We start from the raw sequence: 16,891 nt of genomic DNA, 5'->3' as shown, positions 1-16,891 counted from the left end.
GGTTTCGACTCAGAATAGCTATGCAAAAAATTAGACGATTTATTCCAAAATCCAAACGTAAACCTTCCGATGCAGAGATCCAAGCAAAAGCCTATGAAATTTGGATAGCTAGGGGCAGATCTACTGGAGAAGATATAGACAACTGGCTAGAAGCCAAAAAACAGCTTGAAAATAAAGAGAAATGGTTAGCAGCTAAGGTAAAAGCCGGACTGAGTTTTTTTTTCTGATAGTTTCTTCTTTTATTTTTTGGAGAATCCCTCACTTCATATTTTGGAAGCTTCCAAAATGGTTCCTTCTCTCATTTCCAAAATTAGAGTGGGTAAAATTGCTCGCTGTTCCCCTTGTCCTTAGTGCAGCAGGTAGCATCATTACTGGACAGATTCAGAAAGAAGCAAATCAAGATAACGCACTCAATCAATACTTTGATCAGTTAGATAAGTTGGTTTTTGAGCGTAACCTTCTAGCTGGAGATTCAAACAGCGGAGCTAGAGTCATTGCTCACGCTAGAGTCCTAGCAACTTTACAAGTTCTCGATCTCAATCGTAAAAGACAACTTATTAAATCTTTGGAAGGCAGTGAGTTCTTAAATTCATCAGTGACTGTGGGATTACCTGCTGTGAGTCTTAAAAACGCAAATCTAGCACAAGTTGACCTCAGCAGAACCAACCTCATCGGTGCCGACCTTAGCAGTGCCGACCTTAGCAATGCCAACCTCAGCAATGCTGTCCTCAGCAATGCCAACCTCAGCAATGCTGTCCTCAGCAATGCCAACCTCAGTAATGCTGTCCTCTTCGATGCCAACCTTACGAGAGCCAACCTCAGCAGTGCCGACCTCAGCAATGCCGTCCTCAACAGTGCCGTCCTCAGCAGTGCCGTCCTCACTAGTGCCGACCTTAGAGGTGCCTTCCTCAACAATGCCTTCCTCAACAGTGCCGACCTCAAAGGTTCCGACCTCAGAGGTTCCGACCTCAGAGGTTCCGACTTTATAGGTACCGTCCTCAACGATGCCGATCTTAGCAATGCCAAACTTAGCAGTACCTTCTTTGGATATGCCTTCCTTGGCAATGCCAACCTTACGAGAGCCGATCTCAGAGGTGCCGATCTTAGCAGCAGTATTCTATTAGCTACAGATTTCCGGGGTGCCAACAATCTCACGACAGAACAATTCAAAGGGCAGTCCCCCCCCTATCTTTGTAATGTCGCGCTACCCGCTAACATCCTTACCGCAGGTATTGACCCCAATCGAGACTGCGACGATCTTCCGCAAGTGCTGAGCGATCGCTATCGATACTCACTCGACGAAGCAAAAAAAATGGTTGATGACGCTCGTCAACACTCATGGAACTAATCAAAAAACGCTTTCAAGTTTAGTCCTAATCCCCTCAACGAAAACGGAACTTGATCGCATTGTTTTGGTTAAGGATGGCGATCGCACCCTAATTTTACTTTCAAGGATATTTACCTTTCATACCAAAGGTAAACGAGAGAATCAAGGTTTGAGAGGGGTTAACCCGGTAAACTACCTTAATTAATCAGTCCTTATGGATGAGATGACAGGTACGATCGCTGAAACCCTGATTCTAGCGTCGATATATAAGTTTTACTTAATTCGTTAACGCAGTTAACCTGGTTTACAGCCTCAGATTTATCATTGACAAAAAACAGGTTTAGAATTGGGGTAACAGTGTTAACGAGGTTAACAAGATGGCAGAACCGAAAGAGACAATTGGGGTAAAGGTTCCCTCAGTGTGGAAAGCACAGATCAAAGAGATGGCTGATACATTGGGTGTCACTCCGTCTCAATGGCTCTATGAATTAATTGGCGAGGCACTGGGTCAACACGTCAACAAAGTTGCTTCTCTGCCTGAAAGGGTTGAGGCACTCGAAAAAAAAGTTAACCAGGTTGGTCAGTTAAAAGAAAAGGTTACTGAGCTAACGACTGCACTGGAACAGTTACAAGCGATCGCCCCAAAGCCAATAGAGAAAACGATCTAGAATCTGCCTGTTCAATGATCAAAAAGTGTTTCAGAGTCGCCAGAAGTGCCCATTGAACGAAACGAACCCATAGAACCCTGATTTATGCGTTGTTCCCTCATCTTCTCTAATCGCTCGATCGCCTCATAGAGATCTCGCTTCACATCTCTCTGATAGCGATTAAATAACTCTGGTTTCTGAACTCCCTTGGTTGCGATCTCTGCCTCTCTCAAGGTTGCCTCATGCTGCTCAATGGTTGCGATCGCTACTGCAATCTCTGCAATCCGTTGTTTAGCAAGCTTAATCAACTTCTTCGCTCGTTTCTCTACCTCATCCCATTGGGGATAGGGAGCAATCGGCTTCTCTTCTGCCCACCCCTCTAACCACTGATTCAGTTCATCCTGAAACTGCCAAACTACAGCCGAGCGATCTTCATGAAAATGGTTCAGATTCAGGGATGCCAGAAGCTCATTCATTCCCTTTCGTGGGGTGGCGCTATATTTTGCTAAATCATGCTCCACATCCAAAATCAAAGCGTTAAGGATCTGCTGTTCCTTTTGTAAAAGCTGCTTTCGTGGGGTACGCTTTGCTTCATAACAGGTCACTGTCTCGAACAGGTCTTGTTCAGCAGGAGTGATGTGATCCGGATAATGAAGGTGATGCTGTGCTTTGAGAATCTCGATATTGGCGATCGCCGCTTCTACTGTCCAGAGTCGATACTGTCTGAGCATTCCCATTGCCACTTGTTGAATCAGAAAATGCTCGATCGGGTTTTCTGGTTGGTAGTGATCAATCAATCCCTGAACCAATCCCTCAAATGTTGCCAGATCCTCTGTGACCAATAACGGGGGTTGTTGTGCTAGCAATCCGTGTTGGGTTGCATTACGAGAAGCGATCGCTTTTCCCCGTTCAGTCGTCGCACCTTTAGATTTTGCCCCATTCATACGGCTGATTTCAGGAGAGCAAACCATAGTCTTGAGTTGAGATGAGTTTGTCTCAAGCCTAACTCAAAATCACAAAATATTGCCTTTGAATGTTAGCATTTGTAGGCTATTGACCTGCTCAATAGAGTTAGACAGACAATCGATGTAACCGATGTTTTAGGGGCTTAGGGACTGGTTTCAGGTTCAGTTCTCCAGTCTCTAACCGCTGAAATGCATCCTTTAGTAAAACCCTCACCAACTCCGACTGATAGACATCTAAGTTTGCAGCAGTCGTATCAATCTGACGGATTAACTCTGGTGAGAGTTCGTAAGTTCTAAAGTTCACCTTGCGTTGCCAATAGGTATTCATTCGCTTTATTCAGGGGCTTCTCTCTTTGAAATAATTCAGGCGAAGCACCACTCAATTGATGGCTTCTAAATCGGACAGGTCTAACCAAGTCGTGAAGTTGCCATCTGGCATGGTACAGTTTACCTTTCCTTGCGTAAATCCATGTAGGATCAAATCCATGTCTTGATATTGCTGATATTTACCACGATAACGAACGCGATCGCCAACGTGTAAATCCTTTGTTTTAGAAGAAGTCGTGACAGTAGTAACAAATTGATTAGGATCTTTGCTAGAAAGGGGATTCAGCATTTTTTCTGTGGTGACAAAAGTAGTGACAGGAGTAGTGACGACTCCCTCTTTTGTCGTGGCAGATTGAACAGTCTCTTCATCAATGATGAGTTCATCTTGTGTCACTACTCCTGCTAGATGTGTCACTGCTTTGTCATCACCTGTCGTAACACGTTCAAACTCTTGAGGAAAAAGCTTTCCAGCTTCTTTGTCACTACTGTCACTACCCTCTAAAGATTTAGAGAGAATCAATAGTTTTCCATGTTTCGTTTCAGATTGTCTAACTAACCCCATTTGAACAAGTTCATTCATCCACTGCTCAAATTGTTGAGCAGTGGGCTTCTTGCGAGTAGTCCAACAACGGGACAAATCTCTAGCAGAAACCTGACCTTTTTGATCTGCTAGCATCAAGATCTTCCTCAGCATGGATGGTAATTCCCCATCATTTGCTCTTGCTTCTGAGTAAATTAGTTCAGTTTGTCGGAGCAATGCTTTTTTGATGGCGATCGCCGCTTTCAAAATTTCTATCGAAATAGTTTCAGTAGGTTCTACTTGATGGGTGGCTGCATGAATACAATGCAAAACCAAAGCAATCCGGTTGGTTTGCCCTGCTGATTTTCCCAATAAGGCTCGTTTTGCTGGATTTTCTTCTGTAATTCTGGCATCTTCTAAAAATTCATACCACTTCCTAAACAATGCTTGAGCCTCATAAGAATACCGATAAACATCCGCTGGAAAGCTTTGTAAATTTGTATAAATGTTCAGGAGTAAAGATGAAATATCGATTCTCACACCTTCAGGGTAAGGATACTTTTTGATCGGCAACACTACCCATTGAAAACGACTCCAGGTGCCATCTGGATCTGACAGATCACCCATGAGCTTGAGCAGAACTTGAGGTTGAATGCTACCCAAAATACTCACTGCCGTATGCTCAACAAACAAATGTTTGCCGATCCGATCAATTTTGAAAGACGCTCCATCATACAAAGATAAGAGCTTCTGCTGATCTGCTCCCTTGCCATTGCGGTAAGCATTTTGTAACCCAAATAGTCCACTTAATTCATCAAAGGAGGATAGTAACCCTGATGTTGGCTGTTCTGCCAAAATATGAGCTACAGATTCAGATGTGGCATCTTCAATGTAGATATGCTTACATTTGGGTTCTTCTGGCTTTCTTCCTTTCGTGTCACTTTGACGATAGACTTCCAACGCTTCCTGATATTGATGCAATTCCTCATCATAATGAATCTTGAATTTCGCCTGTAAGCTACGCAGTGGCTTTATGAAAAGGTTTAAGATACCGCTTTTTCGACTACTGGGTTCAGCCACTAGACCAGAGTAAAGAATTGCCCGTTCTTGATGATTGTCACTCTCAAACGGTTCGATCGCTGTACCTGTTTTAAGAAGAGAAGCGGCAACTGTTAAGAGAGTAAGTAAACCTGCTAGTGGTTCACCACCCGATCTCTCTAGTGCTGAAGTCAACGGTTTAGACAATGTCTCAGGTAAGCAATCAGCTAAATCAATATTATGAACCGTCAGATTAAGGAGTTCAGAGACTTCAACGGCTGTTTCATTTCTAAAGTTTTCTAGTTCCTCTTCTGTCCAAATTGCCTCAGCAATCCGCTCTAGCTCTCGTGTTGGTATTCTTGTATCTGTGGAAATGTTAGAGAGTGCCTGATAATAATCGGAAGGTGATAGGTTCCTCTGAAGAACAGCTTGAAGCTGAATTTTGGCAGGGATTACGGATCTTTCGTCTTCCATGCAGTCAAGATTAACTTCAGAGCGATCGCACTCCTCTTCAGATACAAGATCGGGAAATTGCCGTTTTTTTTCAATTGCTGCCAAGATGCAATCGTGGATCGCTGTTTGAGAGAGTTTTTGCCCTCTTAATTCAGCAATCCAATCAGCGATATCTAATCCCCCTGTATCGGGTAAGTAGTCCCATAGCACCGAATCAGGGAAAGCATATAACCATTGAGCATCAGGGAAATCTTGCTCAATATCGAGGCAATGTCTAAGCCCTGGTTTATCTTGGTCTGGACACAAGACTACCTTCGCTCCTAATAATTGCTCACGATAATTGGCATAGCCGTAACGTCTCCATTTATTAGCTCCTCCAATACAACAAGTTGCAGGAATATCAAGCTTCAAAAGCTGATTAACTTTGCCTTCTCCTTCAACAATGAATAGAAGTTGAGCTTCAGCCTTTGCTGTCTGGTTAATGGGGTCGAAAATGCGATAGAGAGGAATCTGAGAATGAATACCCTGAGCTAAACCCTTTTGCCACTCTCCATCAGCAAAAGATTCTTGCCAGATTTGTTTATTACTATCTCCTTTATCAATCCGATTAACCCTTACAATCGGATGTTTATTCAGATCATAATAAACGAATGTTTGCTTCGGAGATTTGGGTCTAATAGGTTTCTTTGCCTGTTTATCATCTGGGAAATATAGTCCCCAAATATCTCTTTTTCCTCGATATAGATAGCCTGCTTTGCCAATATCCTGATCTGCATGACTATGACAAAGGAAAATATCTGATTTCCAGCGACAATCTGCGTCTTTAGTCCTACCGCAAATGGGACAAGCATAATCTTTCCCTGAATAGGTAAAGTTATGATGACTCATGAAAAATCACCCCCTATTTTCTCGGAAAATTTGGACATTCGACTAAGACAAATCTGAAGTTCTCCCAAGCTTTTAGCTTGAGTGCTTAACCTATAATTTCGTCTGAGTGAACGAAGGGTGATGTAGCGTAAAGTAGGGAAAAGAAAAGCAGCATATTGATCCGAGCGATCGCCATTTTCTAGAAGGCGATCGCTTCTTCGGTACGGACTCTCTAACGGATCACAATACTGAAAAATTAATCCTGGCAGATCGCACCCTACCAGCTCTTTTGCTTCAGCCTTATCTGCTGAGAAGTGACCAGCTACAACAATTTGATCTGGAGTCAATCCAGATGATTGCAGATCTGCCAAATGCTTCTCAGTCAGGTAAGGCTTAGGAGGCTGATTGCTATCCATTGCCTTACCCCTTCGCTAAAGATTTTGAGCTTGAACGGAAGTACGCCGCTTCTTCTGCTGAGGAAGAACTTTGGCAAGATAGACTTCGATTGTCTGTCGATGTCTAGATGGGTTATTGCGATTCAACCCCCAATCTGCCAACAATTCTGGGTTATACCGAATTGTCCGACTGTTCCAGACATGATAATGAATTCCTTCGATCAGCGTTGATCCAGGCTGCAATCGATACTTCTTGAGCGTTTCAGGGCTTACCCCTAAGATTTCAGCGGCTCGATGCTTATCAACGAGCGTCAAACTTCTCGCTACACTGGATATAGACATCAATGTTTCAGAGTTGCCTGAATCAGGGATAGCCTTACGGTGGCTATGTTTTTGGATGTTCATTAAAATTGAAGAACCCCTCATACCTGTGGGGTATCAGGTCTGTCAGCAGAAGAGCCTGAGAAACTTATCCTGCTAGACAGAATTAACTTGTAATAGCAATGAACCCCTCACTCTCGTAGCACCAACTACGAGAGTGAGGGTTTTCACTATGGATAGAGTAAATGAAGCATCCATAAGAAATATCAATAGCTACCACTCTTTTAATATTAGATCATTGATCTCATTATTGGACTGATTTAGAGTTTTTTGAATACACATTTTGGAGGCGACTAACGTAATTTGAATTGTTGTAGATCTCATGGGCAACATATTTAGTGTGTCTCACCACAAGACAATAGCCGTCCAATACTAGCTATAAAAAATCTCACCTAATTTTTGCAGGCGAGATTTATGAAAAGTTATTAGTGGTTAAAGCGAATTCTGCAACGTGAGCGATCGCACTGTGAAGAGCAATCAAAATTCAGGAACAAACAATTCCCGTTTATTACCTGCATAGTGTTTGTAGATAATCTCTGGTGAATTACCGACTAACCGAGCAACATCCTTAGCATCTAATCCATTTTCCAGAGCCAGAGTAACAAAAGTATGTCGAGTTTGGTAGAGCTTGCGGTATTCAATCCGTAACTTCTCTAAAACGGGATGCCAAATACGGTTACGGAAATTATTGGAATCGATCCACTTGCCATTAGGACTGGGAAAAACTAGATCCTCTGATGCTGCTTTTTCAGATTTAATTGAGCGTAAAAATGTTTGCATCTTCACGTTGCAAGGAAATCTACGCTTTTCCTGCGTCTTTAAGCCTTGCTTACAAATAGCACCATTCTCAGATTCAACAACGGCTTGCTCAAACAAAATATATCGAAAATCATCAGAGACATGTTTCCATTGCAATGCAATCACCTCAGAAGGTCTAGCTCCAGTGTTGAACAAGAAAAATATAAAGGGATAGTAGTGAGAATGCTTCACCCTAGAATATTTGGGGCAGGCAGTATCTTGCATAAAAGCATTTAGAATCACATCACGTTCTTCTGCACTAAACGGATTAATGTCTTCCATTCCACTAAGGCTAGTGCCCTTGGGTAATTTAATCTCACTTGCCATCCCTTGAAAAGGATTCTGACTAATCCAACCTGACTTGATAGCCCAATCACAGCAAGCTGATAAACGAACGATGAACCTCTTAGCAGAATTAACGGGGATTGTTTTTAAGACATGATCACGGATGACTGCGGCATGATCTAAATCGTGAGTAGGCAACTTTTCAAGATATCGAGAAAAAGTCTGATATTGGTATTTCATCGTAGATGGACTACATTGAGGTCGTTTGTACACCAAAAATTTTTCCCATAGCTCAGCAAGTGTGGGTGTAATTTTGGGTGTAATGTCAGGTGACTCAACACTGAAACTTGAGTGAGGCTTATATTTTTGCAAGGTCTGGTCAAAGTGCCCAGAGAGCATATCTAACTCGATTTCTTTAGCTTTCATTTCTGCCAGTTTGCGGTTTTCGAACGTGTCGGAAAAACCTAGCGAGAGATAATGGCGCTTACTAGCAAACCGAAAACGCAGTTGCAAGCGACCGTTGGAAACTATGACCTGAACAGAACCCTTAGAAGCCTTACCTGTAGGAGTTTTTGAGAACATGGGAGCCGCCTTAGCAGTACGCTTGATCTTACACCCAGTTTACACCCAAATTACACCCAAATATGCCTAAGATTACCCAATTCATAGCAGTTTTGTAGTTCAGGAATACTAAATTTCAATCTGTTATAAAAAGCCGAAACCGCTTGAAAGTGACTGCCTTCAAGCGGTTTCAAGAGTACGGGACTGGCGCGATTCGAACGCGCGACCTATCGCTTAGGAGGCGATCGCTCTATCCTGCTGAGCTACAGCCCCAAATCATAGTCATGATAGCAAGGGAATGTGGGTTTTGGATTTTTTATTAGCAGAGTCAGAAGTTAGGAGTCGGTGGAAACGGCGGTGGGGGGTCGTCTTTATGGCGATCGCCATGCTGTATCCCAAGGGCTACCGCCTACTTCCAGTCCGCACAGATGGGTTTGGGCTTCTAGTATAAGTTTGTTGCTGCCATTATTGCGCTGGCGCAATCGTACGGTCAAGTGACCGTGGGTGGTATCGCGGCACGTTAACATAAGCCCAGTCTGGGTGGGGACGCGTACATAGGTGCCGGGGTGTTCGGTGCTGCCAATGATCTCAACTTGATAATCGTCCGTCTCGGCGATCATGTGCCAGTTGCCCCAGGGATGAACGGTCCAGTGAATATCCGCTGTCCAGGGCACAAATTCATAGAATTTGCCCTGGTGGTGGATGCCAATCATGCCAACCGATTCCATCCAGGTCAAGACCTGTCTGCGTCCACCGACGGCGGTTAGCGCTAAATCCGGTTGGTCGGCAAAGTAGTTGGCATTGATCCAAAACCATTTTTGAGGGAATGCGCCGCCCCAGTTTTTTTCGGCATAGGTGGGTACGTTGCTAAATTCGTAGCGTTGACCTTGCCACTCAATCCAGCCGGTTGCTCGTCCATGTGCCATGAGAATTTGCCAACCCGGTTCAAAAATTTGAAATTGGGATAGCCAACCTGCGGTTGATTGTTGAGGGCGATCGCACTCGCCCCACCCGTACACGGGGCGCACCTGATATTGCCATCTTACCCAGTGCCCCGACCCTGGATCTTGTAAATTCCCCTGGTGCCAGGTGGCTGTTACCTGATACCCTTCTATGCCTGCCTGGTCAAATACCTCTGGTTCTAGAAACCGAGCCGTGTGCCCGCTCAGATCGGCTCTGTCCCCTACTTTCTGCCCCCTGCTTTGTCGTCGGCGATGCCCTAACCCCAGGCGATCGCGCCATGCCCAAAATAGAGCGGGATCGGGGAATGTACGACAGAAATAGGTATCTCCTGGTCCTAAAATTTGTGCTGTTCCGCCGCTAAAAGGGCTACCTCCTAGCGGATCTTCAATGGAGTACATAAACGCAATCGTTTCTCCAGCAGTTTCTCCCCAATCAGGTAAAGTCAGCCGAAAATACCATCCTTCGAAAAAACGGCGATCGCTGCCATCCCAGTGATAGCCACTATGGGGCGTTTGCAGTTGCTTGAATGGCTCAATCATTGGCTTTTATCGCAAAAGATTACAAAATTTAGAATTTGATTGCTAAGGATCATGATTTAGTAACCCCGAAGATTTGATAGCTTCGCGTATTCACGCTCTATAGTTAGAAGCGCGGCGACGCCGCGCTTCTAACTATAAACGTCCGAATTTGTCATCCTTAAGACGTGAATGCGGATGGACTGGTTGAAGGGTTAATTTTTGAGTTTAGTAAAAAACTTGGGTGGGTTAGCAGGTTTAAACAGTTGAACTTGCTACTATGCAACTGGCTAGTGTCTTGATCTGTGGCATGGCTCAATAGAGGGATGGATTTGAACGTGAACCCAAAGGGTTCACGTTCAAATCCATCCTAACTGGATTGCGTAAAGCTAGCCTCCTTTATTCTGCGTACCTATCTACCCCTTTATTCCGTAACGGCGAACCTATGGCAGACCTCAACGGCACAATCATGCAATATTTTCATTGGTACACCCCCGATGACGGGACCCACTGGGATGAGCTAAAAAACAACGCCAAAGCGTTGGCGGATGCAGGCATTACAGCGTTGTGGCTCCCCCCTGCCTACAAAGCCAGTGGCGGAAAGAGCGACGTTGGCTATGCGGTCTATGATTTGTTTGATTTGGGCGAATTTGATCAAAAAGAGACAATTCGGACGAAATACGGTACGAAAGATCAATACCTTGCTGCCATTAAAACGGCTCACCAGTATGGGTTACAGGTGTATGCAGACACTGTTTTCAATCATAAAAATGGTGGGGATGCTGAAGAAGAAATTGAAGCCATTCCGGTTGCTTCCGGCGATCGCAATCACGCCATTGGTGGCGTCGAACGCATCAAAGCCTGGACACAGTTTAACTTTCCGGGTCGGGGCGACAAATACTCCAGCATGAAGTGGAATTGGCAACACTTTGACTCCGTCAATCACAATACTTACAAGCCAGGAGATAGCACCATCTACCACTTCAAAGACAAATCCTTTGAAACCAAAGTGGATCTGAGCCAGGGTAATTACGACTTTCTCATGGGTTGCGACCTGGATATGAATCATCCTGAGGTGAAAAATGAGTTAAATCGTTGGGGTGAATGGTTGTTGGATCTGACGAGTGTGGATGGGTTTCGCCTGGATGCGATTAAACATATCCAGGGTGACTTTTTCAACACCTGGTTGGATCAGATGGAACGCTACACAGCACGAAATTTATTTGCAGTCGGAGAGTATTGGAGCGAAGATCTATCAACCCTAAATTGGTATATCGGCAATACAGGGGGCAGGCTATCGTTGTTTGATGTGCCGTTGCACTATAACTTTCATCGAGCCAGTCGGGCTGGTGGATATTACGACATGAGCCAAATCTTGAACGGCACGTTGACGCAACAACAACCGACGCTATCGGTTACGTTTGTCGAAAACCACGATTCTCAACCGCTACAAGGGTTAGAGTCTGTGGTTGAAGCCTGGTTTAAGCCATTAGCGTATGCGTTAATTTTATTGCGTCGCGAAGGCTATCCTTGCGTTTTTTATGCAGATTACTATGGCGCACATTACAGCGATAAAGGGCGGGATGGAAACACGCACGAGATTTGGTTAGATTCTCACCGTTGTTTGCTCGACAAGTTTCTCTATGCGCGGCGACGGTATGCTTATGGCAATCAATATGACTATTTTGATCATCCGGATGTGGTGGGTTGGACTCGATTAGGCGATGCCAATCATCCCAAAGCGATGGCAGTGATTATGAGTGATGGGCCTGGCGGCAGCAAATGGATGGAAGTGGGCAAACCGGATGCGGTATTTCTCGATATTACCGAGCATGTGAAAGACTTTGTTTATACCAATGATCAAGGTTGGGGCGAATTTTATTGCAAAGGTGGGTCAGTTTCTGTCTGGATTGAGCAGTGATGCGACTGAAGCTATACACAGGTGATTTTTTGTTCTGCCTGCCGGATGAATTGTGTCCCGTTTATCCCGCTCAGATTTCAAAGTGTCATCGTCATTCTCACATTGGTGTATAGCTTAGCTTATGAGCACTTTAACGCTACCTAAAACCGTTGCCCCCACGGCTGACCAACTCAATCAAACCAAACAAGCGATCGCTGACCATATCCGCAGTATTGATACTCATCCCGATCGTCGAGAGGGCGCGTATCCCTATTACTTATTCCATGAACCAGATCAGCCGATTGCCGGAACGGTGCTGATGTTTCATGGATTTAGTGCTAAACCTCATCAGATGTGGCGCTTAGCCGATTACCTGTTTCGTAATGGCTTTAACGTTTATCAAGTGACGCTTGCAGGGCATAGCTATATTAAACCTGAAAAAAATTGGCCGCAAGTTGATCTGGTGCCTGCGATCGCAGAACCCCTCAAGGCAAAAATTGCTCAAGATCCAGTCTTGCAAAATTACATTAAAAATCTTAGTGGCGGTGAAGGGGTGGCTCGCCCCAGCTATATGCAGCGGCTGGCGTTGATGACCCGATTGCTCAAAATAGAACCCCGGTTAATTGATATTGTGCAGTCGATCGAACGTAACGATGATGATGATTTTGATCGGTACTTCGTTTCGTCGCATATGGACTATTTAACGACGGCAAAAAGTCGTTTGGCAGACCTGGATGCCATGCCGGGTCCCATTTACACGGTTGGCTTATCGGTTGGAGGAGCAACGGCTTTAGGGTTGGCAGCTGCCCGACCCGATCGAGTGCAAAAAGTGGTTGCCTATGCGCCCTTGCTGCGGGTCTATGGCGAAGATCGACGGAAGTATGTGAATTTGGCAGGGCCGCTCGATGTCAAGGAACTGGGTTGGGATCCCAATCTACGCTTCCCCGTCGGTGCGTTGACGGCTGCCGATCGCTTTGGAAGTGCCTATGTGCTCAAACAAAATAAAACCCTTCAGCAGATTCCTACATTTATGGTGCTAACCGAAAATGAAGATGCTGCCGATATTGAGACGAATCGAGACTTTTATAAAGCCATTGGCGGCGATCGCAATGGGCACCATTTTTACTTCTATCCAGCCGAAGATCTAGTTCCCCATCCCATGGTTGACCCCACGGAAGTTAGCCAGGGGATGAGCAATCGCTTCTGGCAAAGCTTGTATCAAGAAACCTATCGCTTCTTGAGCAGTGGTGATGTAGATATGGCTAACATGGGCAGTGTGTCTCAAAACTCTGACCTACCCATGGTTACACCCGTGTCTTAGGGGCTTCATATAGCAATTGAAGGGTTAATGAGGACGGGGTGCAGGGGTGGAACCCCTGTCCGGGGGCACAGCCCCCGCGCCCCTGTCCTAGCCAGCCCTTTGGCTGCCATAACACAACTTGAATCACTTTTTTGGGAGAGTGCGGCTCCGCCGCACTCTCCCAAAAAAGGGTAGTGGTATTCATGTCATGATGTTTTGTGGCGCGGGCGACGCCCGCGCCACAAAACATCATTATTTTTTTAGGACTACCCAAAAAAGTCGTGGATTTTTATGGTGTGAATGGATGCTCTTCAGACGAGTAGCACTTCCCCCAGGTCACATGGGCATGGCGCTAAGACGCACGAGTGTTTCCAGGCTGCTGCCGGGTTGTAGATGCGTCAGGCGATCGCCGGTATTCATCGAATTTCTAGGGGCGCTCCAGGGTTCCAGGCAGTAAAAATCTTTGCCTTTGACCGTCCAAAAAACCAGTTTGTTGTACGGCGACTCATACTCTAACTGAATTTTTAGTTGCCGACTGGGATCGGTAACACTGGCACTTTGCCGAGACGGTTCGTGGAAGATGGCATCAATCTCATCCAGCTCAAAGTCAAAACTGCCGGAGAAAAATTGGGTGGTTTGATCGCGCTGATTTTGCAACTCTGTTGCGGGGATATCGAAGCGGAGTTGGTTTTTATCAGCAACTTGAAAATAAGGATGCAACCCAATCGAAAAGGGCATGGGTTGATCGGCTGAGGTATTGGTGATGTGTTGGTGAATTTCTAAGGCGTTGCCTTGCAGCCGATAGGTAAACCTTAGCGTGAAGTCAAACGGATAAACGGCGCGGGTTTGGTCGTTGCTATCCAGGGTGAGCGTCAGAGCAACCGCCTCTTGCGTAATGCGATCGCTAACATTCCAGGGCAGATCGCGAGCAAACCCATGCTGCTTTAGCGTATACGTTTGACCGTTATGGGTATAGCTATTGTCCGGCAGATTACCGCAAATGGGAAACAGGATAGGAATGCCACCCCGCACACTTAACGCTGGATTAGCAAACCGTTCGGCGTCTAAATAAAGAATATCTTTGCCCCGCACCGACCACTGGGTAATGATGCCACCCCGTTCGGGCACCACTTCTAAGCGAGACTGCGCCAACTGGTCAGAGAGGATATAGGTTTTGTACTGCTCGTGCTTGAGGGCGATCGCAAACATAAAAAATTACTCCCACGGATAAACCACGACCAACACACCCCCTAATTTAAACTTAAAATCCCGGTTTTGTTACCGATCTGTTTGATTCGGGCTTCAACGCGGCATGGCGAACAGATGATCTTTAAACAGTGATAACTATCACGTTTTTAGGTGATAACTATCACGCCCCGGATGCCGTGAACGTCACAAAAAAGTATGTAGTAGATCACGTCTACCTAGAGGGTTCAGTCACTCAAGTTTTTGGGTCATCCATCGATAATTTAAGAATATCGAGTTCTTAAATCGTCACTTTTATGCTGTTTTACGTCAGTCTCTTACCTGGAGCGATCGCTGAGATTTTTGCACAGACCAGTGAGTTTGGCGTTCTTACAACTGCTGACCGCTACGGTTTAATGGCAGCTGTGATGGAAGAAGCACTCCCAGAGGAAGAGCGGTCGTCGGTCGATCGTATTTTGTATGCCGTTCATCGGGGGCGGTTAAAAGTAGTTGACGAACTCTCGTTTATTGCGTGAGTCCACCCTGGTGTTAAACGATATGGAAATTTCTTTAGGCGAAAAGATTTTAACGGCATTGCTGGCTCTGATTGTCATGACTTGCCTCGGCTCTTTGATCTACATGATGGTTTATTCCACAACATCCAACCCTTTTGAGCAGAGCAGTCAAGAGATTCAGTAAGTCTGAAAAGCTATGGCAATTTTAGAAAACTATAGCGGTGTGCCAGTTCGTTAAGGACGGAAACGGTGTTGTGGGGCGCGGAGCGCCCCACAACACCGTACTGAATCAACCTGCACAGGGGGAAATGAGGCGCAAAACGCCTCATTTTTGCTATCAAGGGTTGGGCATCGTTGCCTGTGCTTTATGTTTCTTTTCAAACACAGATGCACAGCAGAGAGAATCAGGGATATCCTTTAGTTGAAGGCATTCAAGATAGCAGGTATGAGAACATATCAGTGGGTTGCTGGTCTCGCTGGAGTTGCATTAATCTCCGTGAGCTGCACAAATCAAAACGTTGCGAATAACGCTGCCCCAACCGCGACAGCTACCCCTGGCAATACGGTGGCTGTTGCCCCTCTGCCAACGGCACCGCAACCGTTGCCCAATGTACCGAATGGTGTCGTTACCCCTCCTCAGACGCTACCTGTTCCTGAATTAATTCCCCCGACGACGTCGGCTAGTCATCTGCCCCAGGTTCCGGTTGGGCGCACTGACCCGTTTGCGGCGATCGCTACCGCCCCCATTGTGACACCGACGGTGCCTACAGCACCCCCTGCATCTACCACGTTACCGGCTGTGCCAACGGCGGCAAATTCACCCGGAACGCTTCCTAGTGTGACCGTTCCTGCACCCACATTGCTGCCTGCGCCCACGTTGTTGCCCGTGCCCACGAATCCGAATCAGATGCCCAATGCTCCTGTCCAGGGTGCTGCCCCCGTGCGACCTGCCGATGAGGTTTTGATCAGTGGTGTGGTTCAAATTGGCGATCGCCTCAGTGCTATCGTTGAGTTACCTGGAGACGGCACCAGTCGCTATGTCAGCGTTGGGGATACGTTGGCGAACGGTCGCATAGTAATACGGCGCATTGAAATGAATGAAAATCAAGAACCCCGCGTGATTTTGGTAAAAGACGGCGTTGAAATTGTTCGGACGGTGGGCAGTACCACCTGAACCGACGTGTTTTAATGGCATGAAGTACAAGTTATTAGGAGAGAGCCGCGCAGAGCGCGGCTCTCTCTCAATAACCGGAATCTATCCAGGCGCGAAGTACTATCAACTCAACGCAGGAGTATGACTCAACCGAGCCCAGAGTATCAACCGCATCAACACGCTAAAGGTTTATCAGCACTGACAACGCACACTACTCCCCTCGATTTTCAAGGAGCTTATATCTGTCCTGTTTGTCGGCATGGACAGATTACAGGGCTAACGCTGATGGATGCGTTTGCGTGTAGTTTCTGCCGTCATATTTTTACAGCAAATCTAAGCGAACAGTCGGTTCAGGTGGTCGATAGTTCTCAGCCTATGTCGTGGCGCTGGCATGGGCGTGGGTGGCGGGCGGCGTATCGCAATGATGCCAATCTGACACTGATCCTCTGGGGGGTTGGGCTAGCCATCATCATCCTGCCCTCTATCCTGGTTTGGGTATCAGCCTATATTTTTCCGCCCCTGCCGGGTAGCCGCTGGACGTGGTTTCCGCTGATCTGGGGAGGGTGTACGTTTTTAGCGCATTTTCTCATGGTGGCGTGGTTACTGGCAGAATATTATCAGCTGCCGCTCTATATTACGAGCCGAATTCGAGTTCGGGCTTTGTTTAATCAGCGCTAGGCAATTTCTAGAAAAGGTCATCCCAGCAAATCGTAGGGATTTAGAAATCTAGGGGATTGGGGACTGCGCCCCACCCCCCTCCTAACCTCTTAATTTGGTGTGCCAGGCTTTGAGGATG

General features: G+C 46.1%; 17 protein-coding genes and 1 tRNA gene. 9 read left to right on the top strand and 9 right to left on the bottom strand.

Going from position 1 to position 16,891, the window contains the following annotated elements; translation table 11 throughout:
• Nucleotides 1-20: 20 nt before the first annotated feature.
• The 3 genes from ACR6Z4_RS18365 (at nucleotide 21) to ACR6Z4_RS18355 (ending at nucleotide 1,995) form a co-directional block, all read left to right on the top strand.
• Nucleotides 21-227, top strand: coding sequence for a DUF2934 domain-containing protein (locus tag ACR6Z4_RS18365; protein WP_479718758.1), 207 nt, complete (start codon nucleotides 21-23; stop codon nucleotides 225-227).
• Nucleotides 228-616: 389 nt separating this feature from the next.
• Nucleotides 617-1,348, top strand: a complete 732-nt coding sequence (locus tag ACR6Z4_RS18360) for a pentapeptide repeat-containing protein (RefSeq protein WP_479718757.1) — start codon at nucleotides 617-619, stop codon at nucleotides 1,346-1,348.
• A 356-nt stretch (nucleotides 1,349-1,704) separates the two neighbouring features.
• On the top strand, nucleotides 1,705-1,995 hold the full coding sequence (locus ACR6Z4_RS18355) for a hypothetical protein (protein ID WP_479718756.1): 291 nt from the start codon (nucleotides 1,705-1,707) through the stop codon (nucleotides 1,993-1,995).
• An 11-nt stretch (nucleotides 1,996-2,006) separates the two neighbouring features.
• On the opposite strand, the gene ACR6Z4_RS18350 is transcribed toward ACR6Z4_RS18355, so the two are convergent.
• The 8 genes from ACR6Z4_RS18350 to ACR6Z4_RS18315 all read right to left on the bottom strand — a co-directional run bounded on the left by ACR6Z4_RS18350 (nucleotide 2,007) and on the right by ACR6Z4_RS18315 (nucleotide 10,066).
• Nucleotides 2,007-2,945 carry a hypothetical protein gene (locus tag ACR6Z4_RS18350; RefSeq protein ID WP_479718755.1) on the bottom strand — a complete coding sequence of 313 codons (939 nt, stop codon included), beginning with the start codon at nucleotides 2,943-2,945 and terminating at the stop codon, nucleotides 2,007-2,009.
• A gap of 100 nt (nucleotides 2,946-3,045) precedes the next feature.
• Nucleotides 3,046-3,267: a hypothetical protein gene (locus ACR6Z4_RS18345; RefSeq protein ID WP_479718754.1), complete on the bottom strand. Its 222-nt coding sequence runs from the start codon at nucleotides 3,265-3,267 to the stop codon at nucleotides 3,046-3,048.
• Between the two features lie 51 nt (nucleotides 3,268-3,318).
• Entirely contained in the window at nucleotides 3,319-6,165 is a 2,847-nt protein-coding gene (locus ACR6Z4_RS18340) for a DUF3987 domain-containing protein (RefSeq protein ID WP_479718753.1), read from the bottom strand.
• Nucleotides 6,162-6,560: a hypothetical protein gene (locus ACR6Z4_RS18335; RefSeq protein WP_479718752.1), complete on the bottom strand. Its 399-nt coding sequence runs from the start codon at nucleotides 6,558-6,560 to the stop codon at nucleotides 6,162-6,164. The genes ACR6Z4_RS18340 and ACR6Z4_RS18335 overlap by 4 nt, the downstream gene beginning before the upstream one ends.
• 15 nt (nucleotides 6,561-6,575) lie before the next feature.
• The gene (locus tag ACR6Z4_RS18330; protein WP_479718751.1) at nucleotides 6,576-6,944 is read right to left on the bottom strand and encodes a hypothetical protein; all 369 of its coding nucleotides are present in this window, start codon (nucleotides 6,942-6,944) and stop codon (nucleotides 6,576-6,578) included.
• Nucleotides 6,945-7,397: 453 nt separating this feature from the next.
• The gene (locus tag ACR6Z4_RS18325) at nucleotides 7,398-8,585 is read right to left on the bottom strand and encodes an Arm DNA-binding domain-containing protein (RefSeq protein WP_479718750.1); all 1,188 of its coding nucleotides are present in this window, start codon (nucleotides 8,583-8,585) and stop codon (nucleotides 7,398-7,400) included.
• Between the two features lie 178 nt (nucleotides 8,586-8,763).
• Nucleotides 8,764-8,837: transfer RNA gene (locus ACR6Z4_RS18320), tRNA-Arg, on the bottom strand.
• 98 nt (nucleotides 8,838-8,935) lie between these two features.
• Nucleotides 8,936-10,066 (bottom strand): tocopherol cyclase family protein, encoded by a 1,131-nt coding sequence (locus ACR6Z4_RS18315; protein WP_479718749.1) that lies wholly within the window; start codon nucleotides 10,064-10,066, stop codon nucleotides 8,936-8,938.
• A gap of 421 nt (nucleotides 10,067-10,487) precedes the next feature.
• On the opposite strand from ACR6Z4_RS18315, the gene ACR6Z4_RS18310 reads away from it, so the two are divergent.
• Together ACR6Z4_RS18310 and ACR6Z4_RS18305 are read left to right on the top strand one after the other, a co-directional pair.
• Nucleotides 10,488-11,963 (top strand): alpha-amylase, encoded by a 1,476-nt coding sequence (locus ACR6Z4_RS18310; protein WP_479718748.1) that lies wholly within the window; start codon nucleotides 10,488-10,490, stop codon nucleotides 11,961-11,963.
• A 121-nt stretch (nucleotides 11,964-12,084) separates the two neighbouring features.
• Nucleotides 12,085-13,263 carry an alpha/beta hydrolase gene (locus ACR6Z4_RS18305; RefSeq protein ID WP_479718747.1) on the top strand — a complete coding sequence of 393 codons (1,179 nt, stop codon included), beginning with the start codon at nucleotides 12,085-12,087 and terminating at the stop codon, nucleotides 13,261-13,263.
• A 315-nt stretch (nucleotides 13,264-13,578) separates the two neighbouring features.
• Here the strand turns inward: ACR6Z4_RS18305 and ACR6Z4_RS18300 are convergent, their stop codons facing one another.
• Nucleotides 13,579-14,451, bottom strand: coding sequence for an aldose epimerase family protein (locus tag ACR6Z4_RS18300; protein WP_479718746.1), 873 nt, complete (start codon nucleotides 14,449-14,451; stop codon nucleotides 13,579-13,581).
• A 293-nt stretch (nucleotides 14,452-14,744) separates the two neighbouring features.
• Here ACR6Z4_RS18300 and ACR6Z4_RS18295 point away from each other — a divergent pair, with 293 nt between their 5' ends.
• From ACR6Z4_RS18295 to ACR6Z4_RS18280, 4 genes are all read left to right on the top strand, one after another.
• Nucleotides 14,745-14,963, top strand: coding sequence for a hypothetical protein (locus tag ACR6Z4_RS18295; protein WP_479718745.1), 219 nt, complete (start codon nucleotides 14,745-14,747; stop codon nucleotides 14,961-14,963).
• A 22-nt stretch (nucleotides 14,964-14,985) separates the two neighbouring features.
• Complete coding sequence (locus ACR6Z4_RS18290; protein ID WP_479718744.1) at nucleotides 14,986-15,126, top strand: hypothetical protein; 141 nt, start codon at nucleotides 14,986-14,988, stop codon at nucleotides 15,124-15,126.
• 312 nt (nucleotides 15,127-15,438) lie between these two features.
• Nucleotides 15,439-16,116: a hypothetical protein gene (locus ACR6Z4_RS18285; protein WP_479718743.1), complete on the top strand. Its 678-nt coding sequence runs from the start codon at nucleotides 15,439-15,441 to the stop codon at nucleotides 16,114-16,116.
• Between the two features lie 120 nt (nucleotides 16,117-16,236).
• Nucleotides 16,237-16,773: a hypothetical protein gene (locus tag ACR6Z4_RS18280; RefSeq protein WP_479718742.1), complete on the top strand. Its 537-nt coding sequence runs from the start codon at nucleotides 16,237-16,239 to the stop codon at nucleotides 16,771-16,773.
• Nucleotides 16,774-16,891: the final 118 nt, after the last annotated feature.

The sequence above is a fragment of the Calyptranema fuscum S582 genome (assembly GCF_055793305.1).
The sequence above is the reverse complement of the archived record's forward strand: the minus strand, read 5'-3'. Positions and strand labels throughout refer to the sequence as shown.